This window comes from Aeromicrobium sp. (assembly GCF_047606445.1).
In the GTDB taxonomy this organism is placed as follows: Bacteria; Actinomycetota; Actinomycetes; order Propionibacteriales; family Nocardioidaceae; genus Aeromicrobium.
The window spans coordinates 1-16,083 of the sequence record NZ_JASGEK010000035.1; the positions used below are offsets into that span (position 1 = coordinate 1).

The 16,083-nt window shown below is 72.3% G+C and carries 15 protein-coding genes; 2 read left to right on the plus strand and 13 right to left on the minus strand.

The features are described 5' to 3' along the window. On the minus strand, positions 1–310 hold a 310-nt coding region (locus QM621_RS08080), incomplete at its 3' end, for a hypothetical protein (protein ID WP_414989865.1). A gap of 147 nt (positions 311–457) precedes the next feature. Then, positions 458–1,273 carry a DUF2637 domain-containing protein gene (locus QM621_RS08085; RefSeq protein WP_414989866.1) on the minus strand — a complete coding sequence of 272 codons (816 nt, stop codon included), beginning with the start codon at positions 1,271–1,273 and terminating at the stop codon, positions 458–460. Positions 1,274–2,464: 1,191 nt separating this feature from the next. On the opposite strand from QM621_RS08085, the gene QM621_RS08090 reads away from it, so the two are divergent. Beyond that, the gene (locus QM621_RS08090) at positions 2,465–3,208 is read left to right on the plus strand and encodes a hypothetical protein (RefSeq protein WP_414989867.1); all 744 of its coding nucleotides are present in this window, start codon (positions 2,465–2,467) and stop codon (positions 3,206–3,208) included. Continuing rightward, the gene (gene mobF / locus QM621_RS08095) at positions 3,208–6,852 is read left to right on the plus strand and encodes a MobF family relaxase (protein WP_414989868.1); all 3,645 of its coding nucleotides are present in this window, start codon (positions 3,208–3,210) and stop codon (positions 6,850–6,852) included. Before QM621_RS08090 ends, mobF begins: the two co-directional genes overlap by 1 nt. A 63-nt stretch (positions 6,853–6,915) precedes the next feature. On the opposite strand, the gene QM621_RS08100 is transcribed toward mobF, so the two are convergent. The 11 genes from QM621_RS08100 to QM621_RS08150 all read right to left on the minus strand — a co-directional run bounded on the left by QM621_RS08100 (position 6,916) and on the right by QM621_RS08150 (position 16,030). Then, positions 6,916–7,548: a hypothetical protein gene (locus tag QM621_RS08100; RefSeq protein ID WP_414989869.1), complete on the minus strand. Its 633-nt coding sequence runs from the start codon at positions 7,546–7,548 to the stop codon at positions 6,916–6,918. Then, positions 7,545–8,012, minus strand: a complete 468-nt coding sequence (locus tag QM621_RS08105; protein WP_414989870.1) for a single-stranded DNA-binding protein — start codon at positions 8,010–8,012, stop codon at positions 7,545–7,547. The genes QM621_RS08100 and QM621_RS08105 overlap by 4 nt, the downstream gene beginning before the upstream one ends. Then, positions 8,009–8,524, minus strand: coding sequence for a hypothetical protein (locus tag QM621_RS08110; RefSeq protein WP_414989871.1), 516 nt, complete (start codon positions 8,522–8,524; stop codon positions 8,009–8,011). The genes QM621_RS08105 and QM621_RS08110 overlap by 4 nt, the downstream gene beginning before the upstream one ends. Positions 8,525–8,624: 100 nt before the next feature. Further along, a complete protein-coding gene (locus QM621_RS08115; protein WP_414989872.1) occupies positions 8,625–9,080 on the minus strand; it encodes a hypothetical protein in 456 nt (151 codons plus the stop codon). Between the two features lie 30 nt (positions 9,081–9,110). Continuing rightward, positions 9,111–9,455 (minus strand): hypothetical protein, encoded by a 345-nt coding sequence (locus tag QM621_RS08120; RefSeq protein WP_414989873.1) that lies wholly within the window; start codon positions 9,453–9,455, stop codon positions 9,111–9,113. A gap of 23 nt (positions 9,456–9,478) precedes the next feature. Further along, positions 9,479–11,365, minus strand: a complete 1,887-nt coding sequence (locus QM621_RS08125; protein ID WP_414989874.1) for a type IV secretory system conjugative DNA transfer family protein — start codon at positions 11,363–11,365, stop codon at positions 9,479–9,481. Continuing rightward, entirely contained in the window at positions 11,365–12,885 is a 1,521-nt protein-coding gene (locus QM621_RS08130; RefSeq protein ID WP_414989875.1) for an ATP-binding protein, read from the minus strand. Before QM621_RS08130 ends, QM621_RS08125 begins: the two co-directional genes overlap by 1 nt. Next, positions 12,885–14,342 carry an SCO6880 family protein gene (locus QM621_RS08135; protein WP_414989876.1) on the minus strand — a complete coding sequence of 486 codons (1,458 nt, stop codon included), beginning with the start codon at positions 14,340–14,342 and terminating at the stop codon, positions 12,885–12,887. Before QM621_RS08135 ends, QM621_RS08130 begins: the two co-directional genes overlap by 1 nt. Continuing rightward, entirely contained in the window at positions 14,339–14,707 is a 369-nt protein-coding gene (locus tag QM621_RS08140; RefSeq protein WP_414989877.1) for a hypothetical protein, read from the minus strand. The genes QM621_RS08135 and QM621_RS08140 overlap by 4 nt, the downstream gene beginning before the upstream one ends. Before the next feature lie 106 nt (positions 14,708–14,813). Next, entirely contained in the window at positions 14,814–15,869 is a 1,056-nt protein-coding gene (locus QM621_RS08145; protein ID WP_414989878.1) for a M23 family metallopeptidase, read from the minus strand. Next, complete coding sequence (locus tag QM621_RS08150; protein WP_414989879.1) at positions 15,869–16,030, minus strand: hypothetical protein; 162 nt, start codon at positions 16,028–16,030, stop codon at positions 15,869–15,871. The genes QM621_RS08145 and QM621_RS08150 overlap by 1 nt, the downstream gene beginning before the upstream one ends. Positions 16,031–16,083: the final 53 nt, after the last annotated feature.

Here is a 16,083-nt window from a genome sequence, read left to right on the forward strand (position 1 = left end):
ACAGCGCGTAGCCGATCGCCGGATGGCTCACCGTCTCGCCGCCCGACAACGAGTCCGGCGTGTCCGTGAACGCCTCCACGCACACCACCCGCTGACCGCCGACCGCGAACGTGCTCACCGTGCCCGTGCCCGCGTTGTAGCCCGACAGCGATCCGGAGTCCATCGCGCCCGCCGGAGCCGTCGCGCCCATCGCCGCGACACCGCCGAACAACACGGACGCGAGCAGCGCGCCCGTCTTCCTACGGGTCGCCGTGCCCGGCGACCCACGCCGCCAACGCCGACGACGCGACTCCACTGGAGAGTCCTTCATGAGATTCCTCATCCCTGCTAAACCGGCCCCGCGCCGGAACCGGACGCGGGGGAGAAGCCCGGAACCGGACCTCTCACCGCCCATGTGCACACCACGGGCACACAAAACGCCCCACCCGGCGGACGGGTCGTCTCGCGGGGGTCGCGGCTACTGGCTGGCGACGATGCGCAGCCCGGCGGAGTCCGGCTGCGCGCGGGCCTCGGCGAGGCGACGCCGCCCGGTCTTGGCGCTGAATCCGAACTGCCCGCCGACCTCGGCGCCGGTGAGGTCGCGGCCGGCCGCCAGCTCGGCTTTGATCCAGGCGATCTGGGCGGCGACGTCGCCGGCCGGAGCGCCGACCGCGTCGGTCTTCGCCGTCAGCGTGGCGGTGGGAGCGGAGCCGACGTCAGCGGGGTCCGGTCGTGGCCGGTCGACGGCCGGCCGGGCCGCGACGGGCTCCGACGGACCGGAAGGGGAGGCCGCGGTCTCGTCGCCCGGACGGGGGCGAGGGGCCGCCGACGCACGCGGGGGCGCGGTGGTCCGGTTCTGCTTGCCCGAGCTGCCGTCCATGACGATGACGAGCAGGTGCGAGGCGAGCAGAAGAGCGACGGCCGGGACGGCCGAGACGCCGGCGGCGACCGTGACCGGCAGAGCGGTCGCGTCCGCCGCGCCCTCGGCGTGGAGCGCGTTGCCGGCCACGCTGATGCCGGCGAACATCACAAGCGTGGCCCACGCGTAGATCGACGCGGCCGCCCGGCCACGCAGGACGACGGCGGCCAGCGTGGCCGCGACGATGAACCCGTCGACGATCAACGGCAGCAACCAGGCCAGGCCGACGCGGATGCCGGCGGTCACGGCCAGGTCCGACAACGCGTCGAACGACAACGTGAACGCACCGACCGCGATGGCCGCCACCACCGCCACCAAGACGCCCAGCAGCCACGTACTCGAACGGCTCGTCTTGCGGTCGTCGTGTCCGGTCATCAATCTGCCCCTCAGATGGTCGCGTGGCCGACGATCAGAACGACCGCCTCACACCCCGTGTGCACACCACGGTCCACGCGCCGTCCGGACAGCGGACACGCGGACACGGACAGCGGACACGCGGTCACGCGGTCACGGTCACGGTCACGGTCACGGACACGCGGTCACGCGGTCACGCGGTCACGCGGTCACGCGGTCACGGTCACGGTCACGCGGTCACGCGGTCACGCGGTCACGGACACGCGGTCACGGACACGCGGACACGCGGTCACGGTCACGGTCACGGTCACGCGGTCACGGTCACGGTCACGGTCACGCGGTCACGGTCACGGTCACGGTCACGCGGTCACGCGGTCACGCGGTCACGGTCACGGTCACGCGGTCACGGACACGCGGTCACGCGGTCACGGTCACGCGGTCACGCGGTCACGGTCACGCGGTCACGGACACGCGGTCACGCGGTCACGGTCACGGTCACGCGGTCACGGACACGCGGTCACGCGGTCACGGTCACGCGGTCACGAGCCGGTCGACCGGCCAGGCAGTTCGTGGCCGTCGGACACGACGACGCGTGGTCACCAGCCGAGGGCTGCGGTCAGACCTCGACCGTGGCCTTGACCACCCGTGGACAAGCCCACAAGCGGTCACGCGACCGTCGACCGGCCAGGCCTCCTCACCGCACGTCCGCGCCGACATGTGGCCGTGACCGTCGCGGACGCTCAGCCGCGTCTCGTGGCCTTGACCGCATATGGATAACCCGGACCTCCTGTCCGCTCCGCCGGTCCTCCCGTTACCCACATGCGGACAAGGCCAAAGCACCGAGTCCCCACCCGAGCCCGTCGCCCTCGCCAACCGACGGACACCCGGCGGAGGGGCGCGAGGGCCACCGCCGGCCCGGGGGGAGAGAACGCACTCGTCAACCCGCGACCGACACGACGCCCCCCCGCCGACGACCCGAGTTCATCCCCACTGCCCGCAAAGAGAAATTTTGAAGAGGAAGTTGAGAGGAGGAAAAGTTGAGAGGAGGAAAAAGAGAGGTCGGCGCTGGCGCGCCGACGGCCGAATCGCTCCTACGTCGCAATTCGGCATACACATCTGGCACTTGTCAGAGATAACCGCGACGCTTCCCCGGTTTGCGTGCCCGGCGAGTGCACATGGAGGCGACCCCGTCTCGCCTCCAGGAGCCACACCGTGCCACCCAAACCACCCGCGCCGGACCCCTCCAGGCCGCCCGGCGCGACGCCGCGAGCCCGCCGAGTCTGGGGCGGCCGCGTCTGCGCGGCCCGCGACTGCACAGCCGTCTACGCGGCCACGAACCGCAAACAGCGGTTCTGCTCGACGACGTGCTCCCAACGCGAACGCCGTCGTCGGGTCACCGAGCAGGCCCTCCGCCACCTCGCCGCCCGGCTCCAAGCCGACGTGTCGCGCTCGGCCGAACGCGACACGTCCACGCCGGGCGGCCCCGACCAGGCGGCCACGGACACGTCGCCACCTGGTCAACACCTCGACGTGACCACCGAGGCCGTGACCACCGAGGCCGGTGACGACCTGGCCACCGGCGCGGTCACGGGCACCACCTCCACGGTGACCGCTCCGGCCACGCGGTCATGGCGCTGCCGCGTCTGCGGACAACCCGCCACCGGCGACCGCTGCCCCGACGCCTGCGCCCGGACACGCCTGGCCGTCGGCGACCGCGCCCACTGCGTCGTCTGCGGACACCAGATCACCCTCACCCGCCGCACCCGCCGCCACTGCTCGACCGCCTGCCGCCAACGGGCCAAACGCATCCGGGACCGCAAGCCACGCCCCACCACCTGCCGTTCATGCCGCACCGGCTTCTACCCCCGCCGCGCCGACGCCCTCTACTGCTCGCCCCGCTGCGCCCAACGCGCCCGCCGCGACCGTCAACGCCACGCTGCCGTCGAGGACGCCTGATGGTCGTCTCGGTCAAGGAGATGCACGCCGGCAACGGGTACACCTACCTCCTCGACACCGTCGCGGACGCCGAAGCGGCGTTGAGCGCGAAGGCCGCCGAGCTGACGCCCTCGCAGATCACCGACTACTACGGCGCCGAAGGAACCCCGCCCGGACGCTGGCTCGGCTCGGCCGTCGAGGCTATGTCCGGCGGCCGCGTGACCGTCGGCGACGAGGTCACGCCCGAGCAGATGCGGCTGCTCTACGAGGAAGGCGTCAACCCGTTCACCGGCGAGGCCATGGGCCGCAAGTACGAGACGACCACGTCGGTCAGAGACCGGATCTCCAAACGGATGCGCCAACTGCCGGCCGGCCTCAGCACCGAGCAGCGAGACGAGGCCTACAAACGGATCAGCGGCGAGGAGGCCGGCAGGAAGACCAAGCAGGCCGTCGCCGCGTTCGACCACACCTTCAGCCCGCCCAAGAGCGTGTCGACGCTCTGGGCGATCGCCGACCAGGGCGTGCGCGAGCAGATCTACGAGGCCCACCAGGCGGCGATCTCCGACGTCGTCAAAGTGATGGAGGCCGACGCCGTCCGCACCCGCGTCGGCAAGGCCGGCGCGGCGCAGGTCGAGACGCAGGGCATCGGAGTCAACGCGTTCGACCACTGGGACTCACGCACCGGCGACCCGCAACTGCACACCCACGTCCTCGTCGCGAACAAGACCCAGGGGCCCGACGGGAAATGGCGCACCCTCGACTCACGGGGCGCCCTGTTCCCGTCGACCGTCGCCATGAGCGAGCTGTACGACGCGGTCCTCGCCGACCGGCTCACCGACCAGCTCGGCCTCGCGTGGGAGGAACGAGCCACCGGACGAGGCGGCAAGATGAAACGCTTCGAGATCAGAGGCGTCCCCGTCGAGCTCACCGAGGCGTTCTCCAGCCGCAGCGCCGACATCGACGCCGAGACCGACCGGCTCGTCGAACTCTTCCGAGACCGCAAAGGCCGCAGCCCCAGCCAGAAGGACATCCACAGACTCCGCCAGCAGGCCACCCTCGCCACTCGTCCGGTCAAACAGATCAGACCGCTCCAGCAGCTGACCGAGACATGGCACGAGCACGCCCGCCAGGTGCTCGGCGAAGACCCGTCGCGGCTCGTCCGCAAACTGCTCGACCGGCAGCGACGCCGACCCGTCCAGCAGCTCCGCGCCGACGACGTCGTCGGCGACGACCTCGCAGCAGCAGCCGCCACCGCCTTCAAGGAGCTGGAGACGTCCCGCACGACCTGGACCCGCTGGAACGCCACCGCGGCCGCCCAACGGGCGATCAAAGGCATTCGGTTCGCGTCGGTCGACGACCGGATGGCCGTCACCCGGGCCGTGGTCGACCAGATCGAGTCCTGGGCGATCCGACTCGACCCCGCCGACACCCTGCACCTGCCGCAGGCGCTCCGCCGCGCCGACGGCACCTCGGCGTTCACCCGCACCGGCGGACAGACGTTCACCAGCCCGGCCATCCTCGCCGCCGAGCAGCGCCTCCTCACCGCGTCACGTACGACGTCCGGGCCGGCCGTCGACGCCGGCGTGGCGCGACACCACGCCGAGGCCCTCACCGAGAAGGGCTTCCGCCTGTCGACCGACCAGGCCGACGCGGTCGTGGCGATCGCCACCAGCGGGCGGACGCTGGACGTGCTCGTCGGGCCGGCCGGCACCGGCAAGACCACCACCATGGCGCAGCTCCTGGGCGCGTGGGAGGCCCAGCACGGCGCCGGGACCGTCCGCGGCCTCGCCCCCTCGGCGGCCGCCGCCGAGGTGCTGGCGGACTCCCTCGGCATCGACACCGAGAACACCGCCAAATGGCTGACCGAGTCGATCAGCGGCAACGCCCGCCGGCGCGAGCGGATCGACCGTCTGCGCGCCCGAGGCCGCCACGAGATCGCCGACCGTCTCCAGACCGACGCGCAGAAGTGGCAGCTGCGGCCCGGCGAGCTGGTCATCGTCGACGAGGCCTCCCTGGCCGGGACGCTCGCCCTCGACCAGCTCACCGCGCAAGCCCGGACGGCCGGCGCGAAGATCCTGCTCGTCGGGGACTGGGCGCAGCTGTCGGCCGTCGACGCCGGCGGAGCGTTCGGGATGCTCGCCCGCGACCGCGACGACGTCCCCGAGCTCGTCGAGATCCGCCGGTTCAAAGACGACTGGGAGAAAGCCGCGTCCACGCTCCTACGCGTCGGCGACCACGCCGCCGCCGACGCCTACGACGGCCAGGGCCGCCTCCACGGCGGCACCCACGACGAGATGGTCGAGCACGTCTACACGTCGTGGCTGGCCGACACCCAGGCCGGCAAGAACACCATGATGATCGCCGCCGAGAACGAACTCGTCGCCGAGCTCAACGCCCGCGCCCGCGCCGACCTCGTCACCGCCGGACTCGTCGAGGCCGACGGCGTCCGCCTCCACGACGGAAGCCACGCCGGCGTCGGCGACCAGATCGTCACCCGCAAGAACGACCGGAAGAAGACCACCGGCCCGAACTCCTGGGTCAAGAACGGCCACCTCTGGACCGTCCAGCAGCGCCACAAGGACGGCTCCCTGACCGTCACCCGCGCCGAGAACGGACAGACGATCGTCCTCGACGCCGACTACGTCGCCGAGCAAGTCGAACTCGCCTACGCGTTCACCGCCCACCGCGCGCAAGGGTCCACCGTCGACACCGCCTACGCCCTCGTCGGCGAACGCATGACGCGCGAGCTGCTGTACGTGGCCATGACCCGCGCTAGCGAGGCCAACCACGCCTGCGTCGTCCACGTCGACGACCACGCCGCAGAACCAGGCCACGGACACGTCCCCGAACCCGAGAAGACCATGCTCGAAGCGTTCCGGGGCGCGATGACCGCCGTGGGCGCCCCCGACTCCGCCACCGAGACCCGAGCCAAACTCGAGGAGGCCGCCGACAGCCTCGACCGGCTCGTCACCGAGTACGAGGTCATCGCCATGTACGCCCACCACGACCGCTGGAACGCCGTCCTAGAGGCGGCCTCGATCGACCACATCGAGTCCGACGAAGCCTGGCTCCGCGCCATCAACACCCTGCGCCACCTCGAAGCCGTCGGCGTCGACCCCGAGGCCGCGGCCATCGACGCCGCGGCGTCGGCCGACCTCGGCGACGAGCCGGTCGCCGAACTCGCCGACCGGCTCGACGCCGTCATGGCCGGCCTCGACGACGCCGGCGCCCTCAGACGAGCCCGACCCCGCATGGTCGGCGGCGTCGTCCCGGCCGCCGACGACGTCACCGACCCCGACTACCGGCTCGCCCTCGACCAACGCGAGCGACAGATCGAGGCCCACATCGCCGAACGGCTCGAAGCGCGCCTCGCCGAGGCCATGGCGAGCCCGCGACCGTGGCATGCCGAGCTCGGCCCGGTCCCCGCGGCCGCCGACGCGCGACGAGCCTGGCTGGTGTCCTTCGCGGCCGTCACCGCCTACCGGGAGCGGGCAGGCGTCACCGACCCGGACGACACCCTCGGACGACCCCCGGCCGACTCCGGACTACGGGTCGCCTACGCCAAAGCCATCGCCGCGCGCGATCGAGCCCGCGCCGCCGCCGGAGCCGACGACTCGGCTCCGGTCGGACCCCGCACCAAAGGCGCGCCCGGCGTGCAGCGTTGAACCGCGGAAATGCCGAGGCCCTGCGACCAGAGAAGCTGGTCGCAGGGCCTCGACGACGCCGTCCTAGGCCGCCTGTCCGTCGGCGGCGATTCCGGTCGCCGCAGTCACCCAGGCGTCGAACACCGGCCACCACTCCTCCGGCGACCGTCCGGGACGACGGCCGTCGTCGGCCGGCTGCCCGATCCACGTCCGCTGCTGCTCGTCGGGCGTGTGGTTCTGCTCGGTGCCGCAGCCGGCCTCGCCGACCCACTCCCGCAACCGGACGCGCGCCCACTCGTACTCGCGATGCCAGACGATCATCGACGACGCGGGCTGGGTCCGGTCGTACATCGTCAGCCAGGCCCCCCACAGGGCGGTCAGCTCCTCCACGAGCGCGCCGTGCAGATACCAGCACGGCGGCACCAGCACCCGTTTGAGCGCGTACCGCCCGGTCAACCACACCACCCACGCGCCGAGGTCACGCCACGTCCGCGCCGCGGCCGTCTGGTCCGGCGCCGCCTCCAGCTCGCGCCAGTCGACCGGCGCGACGGCCAGAGAGCCCAACATCTGCGCGAGACCCGTGTCCGCCCCGTCGGTCGCCGGCGACGCGTCGGAACCGGCCTCCAGCTCGCCCATCAGGTCGGCGACCATCGCCCCCACGCCTTCGAGCACCTCCGGCCCGTACAGGTTCGGCTTCTGCGACTCCTCGGAGGTCACGGACCGTCCCACCCTCCGCCGACGCCCGAGGCCGGCGCCCACGGGTCGGCGCCGGGCGGCTGCTCCGACGCCGCAGCGGCGGCCGGCCGCTCGGACGACCCCTGGGGAGCCCGGTCGACGCTGAAGCGAGACCGTGACGGATCCGGGCACACGATCGTCGCTGTGACGTCGACGGACTGACGACGCTTGTCCTCGGCGTCCAGGTACGACCGGTGCCGCAGGTCGCCGACCACCACCACCGGGTCGCCCTTGCGGTACAGCTCGGCGACCAGGTTCGCCGCGTTGGCCCAGCAGGCCACCCGGTAGAACACCTTGCCGACCGTCTTGTACGAGCCGTCGGGCTGCTTCTTACGCTCGTCGACCGCGAGCGTGAACCTCGTGCGCGCCGTGCCGTCGGCGAGGTACGACAGCTCCGGGTCGCCGGTCAGGTTGCCCCGCTCGGCGAAGGGCAGCGAGTTGTTCATGCGTCGTTCTCGCATTCGGCCCGGTTGCGGGGGTCGTTGACCGCGGCGTCGAGCAGGACGGGAAGGTCGGACGGAGCCATGTCCTTGTTGTCCAGCCACCAGCGGGCCTGCCCGACCCTCCGGGCCGGCCCCTCGACGTTCCCGGTGAACCAGTCCTCGTCGTGAGCGCCCTCGAACACCAACTCCTTGTGCGCGGCGACGACCATCGCCATGCGGATGGCCGCCGCGTACGAGGCCTGCTTCGGCGAGCCGTCCAGAGACGGCATGCCGGCCGCCGTCGACCACGCCTCGACAGCCTGGTCGACCTCCGCCCGACGCGCTTTGACCCACGCGTCCCTCTGCTTCTCGCGCTCCGCCGACGAGGACTCCGCGAAACACTCGCCGCACAGGCCCTTCTCCTCGAAGAACCGCTTACGGCCGGCCCGCCGGTCCACCGCCAGCTCGGACAGGTCGACCTCGTGCTCGTGACCGCACGACGCGGTCACCGTCTCCTTCTCGCCCAGCAACACCACAGCGCATCCGCCTCCAACAGTGCTCGCACCCCGCCAGCCGGGGCCTCTCACCGCCCATGTGCACACTGCGGGCACACACGATCAGGAGCCAGGAACGTGCTCAGTACCTGCGATAGACGCCGCCGCCGACGTAGCGGTACGAATTCGACGGGCCGCACATCAGTCCCGCCACGGACAGCGCGCACAGCGGCAGCAACAACACCAGCGCCGCGGCCAGGATCATGACCGACGCCGCCGCGACCCACGCCCCGACGACCGTCCACAGCACGACCCGCACCGCGCTCAGAGCGTAGAAGCGCGCCGGACCGACCGCGGCCCGCCGAGACCTTTGCCATTGAAGCCAGGAGATCTTCCGCTCCACGCCGGCGACCCCCAGCCACTGGCTGCCCGCGTGGTCCAGTCTGAAATCGCCGTGGACGCGCAACCGGCCCTTGCCGATCCAGTGGCCGTGCGTCCACGCCGGATAACGACGCCCGTCGGGCAGCTTCACGATCGCGGTCGACCCGTGAGGGCCGTGCGTCACCGACTGGACCCGCACGTCGAGGATCTGGTTCATGCTCGGGATGGTATCGGCGGCCGCCGACAACTAGGCCCGGCCGGCGCGTATCCGTTGGAGGATCGTCAGCGACGCCGTCCGCAGGCCGAGGCGTCGATACGCGCGGGAGCTGTCGTAGAGCCAGTGCACGACGTCGTGGCAGGCGCGGCACACCGCGATCAGGTCTGCGTGGGCCTCGTCGCCGAGCCTCGTGTAGTCGAGGTGGTGCAGGTCGTCGTCGTCCAGCGACCACTCGGCCAGACAGCCGGCGCACCGAGGCTCGGACCCGGTGACCGTCACGTGGTGGGCGTGCCAGTCACGGCGCCGGGTCCACCAGGCGGCCGAGGCCATGTACTCGCGGTAGGCGGCACGCCGTCGTAGACGCGCGACGCTCATCGTCCCCGGTTTGGCCGCCCGCATCAGAATCGCCCACTCGCCAGGGAATCGCGGATCTGCTTCTCCACCGACTTCCTGTCGGCCTTCAGCCGGCCGGCGTCGGCGCGTTCGTTCCACGCCTTCAAGTCGAGCATGATCGCCGGGGCGGACCGCAGCAGCAGCACCGCCGTCCCGAACGGCAGCTCGCGCAGCTGCGCGACCGACAGGATCGGCGTCTTCCGCAAGTCGAACGACTCCGACCGGTCGAGCGACCCCAGCAGGCCGGTCCCGTGGCTGACTCTGATCTGCGTCTCGTCGCGCTCGCCGATCAGGTCCGACCACTCCTTCAAGTCCGGGGTGTTGGAGCCGCCGCCGAGGATGACCTTGACGATCGAGGAGTCCCAGATCGCGTCGCCGGCGTCCTTGCCCCATTTGTCCCGCAGCTGGGCCTTCGACTGCACGACCGCCACGGTCGTCATGCCCGAGCCGCCGCCCTGGCTCATCATCGGCAGGAGCGACGGCAGCGCCGCGAAGTTCGCGATCTCGTCGAGGACGAAAGCCACCGGAGGGTCCAGGCGGGCGCCCTGCGACCCGGCCGCGAGCCGTTCGGCGGCCTCGATCACGTCCTCGACCATCGCCGCCACCAACGGGCCGACGATCTCCGACTCCTTCCACGACGCCAGCAGGTACAGGGTTCCCCGGTCGCGGACGAACTCGACCGGATCGAACTCCTCGTCCTTCGAGCGGGGCCGTACCGCCTCCAGGGTCTCCGGCGAGCTCAACGCGGCGAACGCCGACCGCACGCCCATCCAGACGCTGTCCCGCTGGCGGGGGTCGCCGTCGGCCACGGCCGCCAGCGTCGACGCCCACCCCTCGGCCGCGCGCGGGTCGTCGGTGAGGATCGGACGAGCCTCGCGCACCGCGGCGACCGGGTTCACGCTCCACCGGTACAGGTCGGCGGCGTCCTTGCCTCCGAGGGCCGCGGCGTGCAGCAGGCACTGGATCACCGTCTGCGACTGCGCCTCCCAGAACGACCCGTCCGACACGCCTCCGCCGCCGATGCCGCTGCCGGAGGCGAAACCCTTGGCGCGGATCTGCGCCGTCTTCGGACGTTCGCAGCCGCGGATCGGAGACCACTTCACGTTCAGCGGCTCCAAGACCGGCCGGCCGGCCTCGTCGGTCAGAGGCTCGCCGTCCCCGTCGAACACCGGGCCCGTCAGCCCCGGCGTCAGACCCTGCGGGTCGAACACGACGACCGGCCCGACGCGCTGGCGGGCCGTCAGCGTCAGCGTCAGGTTGTCGGGCCGGGTGCTGGTGGTGACCACCGCTCCCGGCGCGTCGAGGATCTGGTTCACGATCAGGTGCAGGCCCTTGCCCGAGCGGGGCGGACCCACGATCAGCGTCGAGTCCTCCACCGTCGCGAACGCCGCGACGCCCGACGCCGTGCCCAGCCGGTACGCGCAATCGGTGATCTTCGGACTGTCGAGCGACGGCCGCAGGCTCCCGGCGCGCCGCAGCACCGCCTTCTCCCCGGCGGCCTGGCGGATCTGCGCGGCCGACGCCGTGCCGGGCACCTTCCCCGTCAGGTCGTCGGTGGAGTCCTCGGCCCACGCCGCCGCACGGGCGAGCAGACGGGCCAGGACCGCCAGGACGGCCAGGCAGAGCACGCCCGCCACGACCCGGACGACGACGTCGGGCCATCCCGAGCCCGCGCTCGTGCCCCACAGGGCGTCGACGTCCGACGGCCACCACCAGCTCCGCGACGCGGCACGCAGGTCGAAACCGGGCGCCGGCCGTCCTGCCGTCCAGCAGGAGGCGCACACGACCGCCCACATCGACGCGCAACCGCACGCCGCCGCGGCGACCAGGCCGGCGGCCGCGTACAGCGCCAGGTCGGGCGACCGGGGGGCGACGATCTTCTGCCCGCCCATCAGGCCACCGTCGCCATGCGCGCGTCGGTGGCGAACACCGGCCACTCCTCGGCGGAGAGCTGATGCTCCACGATGAACGAGTGCTGGCCGACCTTCCACAGCCCGTGCGCCTGATGAAGGTTCGGGATGTACTCGGTCTCGGTCGTCGTCAACCCGAGCTTCGCGACCGTGTTCGCCACCTGGTCGACCTGCTGGGCGTAGATGATGCGGGTCGAGCAGTCCGCGAGCAGTCCGTCGGCCAACGCCCGCAGCGACGACCCCTCGTCGCCGATCGCGTCCAGGTCGCTCAGCCGGTGGATCACCAGGAAGTTGGCGATGCCCCACGCGCGGGCCAGCTTCCACTGCGACTGCATCCGACGCAGCAGCGCCGGGTACTTCATCGCCCGCCAGCCCTCGTCGTAGATCATCCACCGCAGGCCGCCGGCGGGGTCGCGGACGGCCGCCTCCATCCACGCCGCCGTGCACGCCATGACCAGCGGCATCATCGGCGAGTTCTCGTCGAAACGCGACAGGTCGATCGAGACGGCCGCGACCCGCGTGTCGAAGGCGACGGTCGACGGGCCGTCGAACACGCCCGCGAGGACGCCCGTCGTCATCTGGCCGAGCGAGTGGCCCACGCCCCGGCCGTCGCCGATCAGCTCCTCCCGGTCCGAGAAGCCCGCCGGCAGGGCGCGGTCGGCGGGCGGCTCGAACAGGTAGTCGACGACATGGGACAGCACGGGCTCGTCGTGACGCTCGACCGAGGCGTCCAGCGCGACCGACAGGGCCGACCGCTCCACAGGATCCAGCCGGCGGTCGGCGATCGCCTCGGCCAACGACTCCAGCAGCTCCAGCCTGCGTGTGCGGATCACGAGCTCCCACTCGTCGTCGTCGACGAGGTTCGACGGCCGGGGGCCGGGGTCGAGAGGGTTGATGCGCACCGGCGAGCCCGGCCCGACCTCGATGACCTGCCCGCCCAGCGCGCGCACGACAGGCGTCCACTCGCCCTTCGGGTCCGCGGGGATGTAGGCGCGCCGGCCGAACGCCACCCCGCGGACCACGAGCGACTTGGCCAGCGAGGACTTGCCCTTGCCGATCTCCCCGGCCAGGACGACGTTCGGGTTCGTCAGCACGCCGGCCTGGTAGAGCATCCACGGGTCGAAGCTGAACGCCTCCTTGCTGAACACGTTCCGTCCGATCAGCATGCCCTCCGAGCCGAGCCCCTGGTCGGCGAGGAACGGGAACGCCGTGTACAGCTTCGCCGTCGTCGCCTTGTGCGGGACCAGCCGCATCCGCCACCACGGCCGGAGCTTCGCCTTGCCGGCGGGTCCGAGACGCGGCACCTGGGCGCGCAGCTCCTGCAGCTCGCGCTGCTCGGCCGCGACCCTCTCCGCCTCCTCGCGCGCGTCGGCGGCCAGCAGCTCGGCGATCTCCCCCTCGGCGGCCTCGCGCTCGGCGCGCTCCCGGCGGGTCTCCCTCACGGGGATGACCAGCGACGTCACCTGGTCGTGACGGCTCCTCACCGTCCTCGCCCGCGCCATCAGAGCCCCTGGCCCAGCGGCAGCGCCGCGGCGACGAACCCCTGACCCTGCCGCCCGTACAGCCGGTCGAGCCGCACAGCCGACTGGGCGGCCGTGTCGACCACCTCCGACACGCGCCGGTCGAGCTCCTTCCTCGTCGGCGCCGACACCGCCAGCAGGCCCACGTAGTTCATCGACCCGTGGCCAGCCGTCAGCTCGGCCTCGCGCTGGTGCACCTCGGCCGCCTCGACCTCGTCGGCCACGCCCACCTGGAGGTCGGCCTTCTCGCGCGCCTTCCGGTCGGTGTCGTACTTGAGCCGTTCGGCCTGGGCCTCCTTCAACGCCTTCGCGGTGATCTGCGGCTCCATCAGCAGCGTGAACGTCCGCTGCACCCCCGCGGTCAGGACCACCGGCCACAGGAAGCCCGCCTCGACCTCCACGCGCGGCCACTCGGTCACGATCAGCACGCAGTGGTACACGCCGTCGGCCTGCAGATGGCCCCAACGCTCGCGCACCGCCATCGGACCGGCCGAGCCGGGCGAACGGCCGACCCCGGGATGCCGGTCGTAGGCGCCCGTCACCGTCGGGTCGTACGCGGTCCGCAGCACGCTCGTCACCTCGTCGGGGCCGAGCCAGCCGACCGGCCTCAACCTGGCGTTCTGCATGGTCCTCTCGATGCTCGCCATCTGCGCCCGCAGCAGCGCCGCGAGGCCGGCCAGGCCCCGACCCTGCCCCGACCCCGCCCGCTTGGCCGCCCTCATGTCCAACGTGACCGCCATCAACGACTCGTGCCGCAACGCGTCCGGGGCGGCCGTGGCCATCAGCTGCTGGTACGACCGCGACGCCCACGACCCGTCGTGGACCCCCGCGCGGTCCCAGTACGCCCGCGCGTCGTTGGAGGAGTCCGGCAACGTCCGCTCCAGCGTCTGGATCCGTGAGATGTAGCTGCCCGCGTTGCAGTATCCGGCGAGCGCCTGCGCCCACGCCATCGCCCGCTGCCGCTGGTCGTCGACGTCCAACAGCACGAACGCCGGATGCCGCAGCCGCAGCACCGCCGTCATCGTGCGGCCGTGCGGGTCGATCACCATGCCGGTCTCGTGCTCGTCGCGGTGCAGGCGCAGGGAGGCGACGTCCCCGGGCAGCGCCAGCACCTTCTCCGGGCGCCTCACACCCTGCTCGCGCCGGAACTCCAACTGGCCCATGGCCCGCCGGCCGGCGTACTGCACGCACACCGGCGCCCACTGGACGATCGGGACGCCGGCGACCCGCGCGAGGGCCAGCACCACCAACGCGCCCCACAGCGGCGCGGCCACCAGCACCGCAGGGAAGCCGCCCGCGTAGACGGCCGCCGCGACCAGCATGCCCGCGCAGCCGAAACAGAAAACCTGCCCCGCCGACAGGCCGAGGATCACGCCCCGGCTCGACCGGCGGGGGAAGACCACGCCGGTCGAGCCGGACGCGGCGGCCGCCGCGCTCACGCCTGACCGCCGGCGTCCACGCCGGAGCCGAGGATCGCGTTCGACGCCGCGACGAGGATGCCACCGCAGAACCCGGAGAGCGCGACCCACAGGCCGATCATCCGGGACTTGCCGTGGCCCATCATCGGACCGAACGCCATCATCAGACCGCCGATGACGATGGCGGTCACACAGCCGACCAGCGCGAACGACTGGACGGACCCGGCGATGCCCTCGGCCAGGTTGATGCCCGGCAGCCAGTCCGTGTTGGGGGTGATGTTCGGCTGGTACTCGCTCCGCACCCGGGTCGCGAGACGGGCCGTCTCGGCCAGGAGCTGTCCGGCCAGCCTCGTCTCGGCCGGGTTGGTCAACAGGTCGGTGTCCATGTCCATCAGGGGAGTCCGTTCGCGGATCCGGCCCCGCCAGTCGGGGCCTCTCACCGCCCATGTGCACACCACGGGCACACAAGACGGCCCGCCCGCGGGCTCGGCGTCAGTCGCCGGCGATGTTCACGTCGATGTGGTCGCGGTGGTTCGCCGTCGCGCTTCCTCGGTCGGCCATCGGCCGCCACCCCTCCGACGAGCGCGCCACCGACCAGATCTGCTGCTGCCAGATGATGTAGTCGATCGTGAAGGCGGCCGCGTTCCTCTGCAGGTACGCGACGATCGCGTCGCCCTCGGCCCCCGGGCCGACCATGATGTCCAAGGAGTGCCCGGTCCGGTGGCCCTCGCGGTCGCCGTAGCCGATGAACGTGCGGTCCGGCCACAGGTGGCAGACCGCCCGGTACACGCTCACCAGCGGCGGCTGCAGCTCGTCCTCGATCGTCGTGCCGCGGTGGCACGGCTGGTTCACCTCGTCGCCGACCTCCTGCGCGGCCGCCGTCCCCGCCTCGCACTCGAACGCGGCCGCCGCCTCGTCGGCCGTCCCCGCCACGCCCGTCAGGCCCAGCCACGCCGCCGGATCGACGGTCGCCCCGTCGACGGCCACCATGAAATGCAGATGGACGCCCGTCGCGTACCCGGTCGCGCCCATCGTCCCGACCTCCTGTCCCGCCGCGACGGCCTGCCCGGCGTCCACGGCGAACGCCGACAGGTGCGCGTACGCCGACGACAGCCCGCCGCCGTGGTCGATCCGCACGATGTTCCCGTAGCCGGACTCGGCCTGCGCCGATGCGACCGTCCCCGGCAGCGTCGCCACGATCCGAAGGTCCGGGCCGACCAGGTCGAGGCCGTCGTGCAGCTTGTAGACGCCCGTCACCGGATGCACGCGCATCCCGTAAGGGCTCGTCACCGACCAGCTCCCGGCGATCGGAACACGCCCCGGCCCCGAGGCGAGACCGGCCGCCGCCGACCCGCCCGGCGCGCAGTCCTCGCCTCCCAGCGCCTGGAGCGCGCCGACCACCACCACCCCGACCAGCGCCAGCGGCGCGACCAACGCCGCCACGAGTCCTCCGACCACGACCAGGACGGCCTTGCCCGTCCCATGCCTGCCCTTGGCCCTCTTCGCCGCCCTCGCGGCCTTTACCGCCAGGCCGACGGGAACGGCCATCAGACGTCCTCGCGCCGCTCGGCGCCGCACGGCCGCCCCACGAGCAGGAAGAACCCGTCCGCCCCGAGCGGCGTGTCGGCGATCTCGACCCGCCGTCCCGCGGACGCGTGCGCGGACGCGGCCCGTTCGACGGCGGACTCATCACGGAACCAGGCCACCATGCACCTCGACTGCTCACCACGCGCCGACGCTGGACGGACCCCGCGTGGAAAGG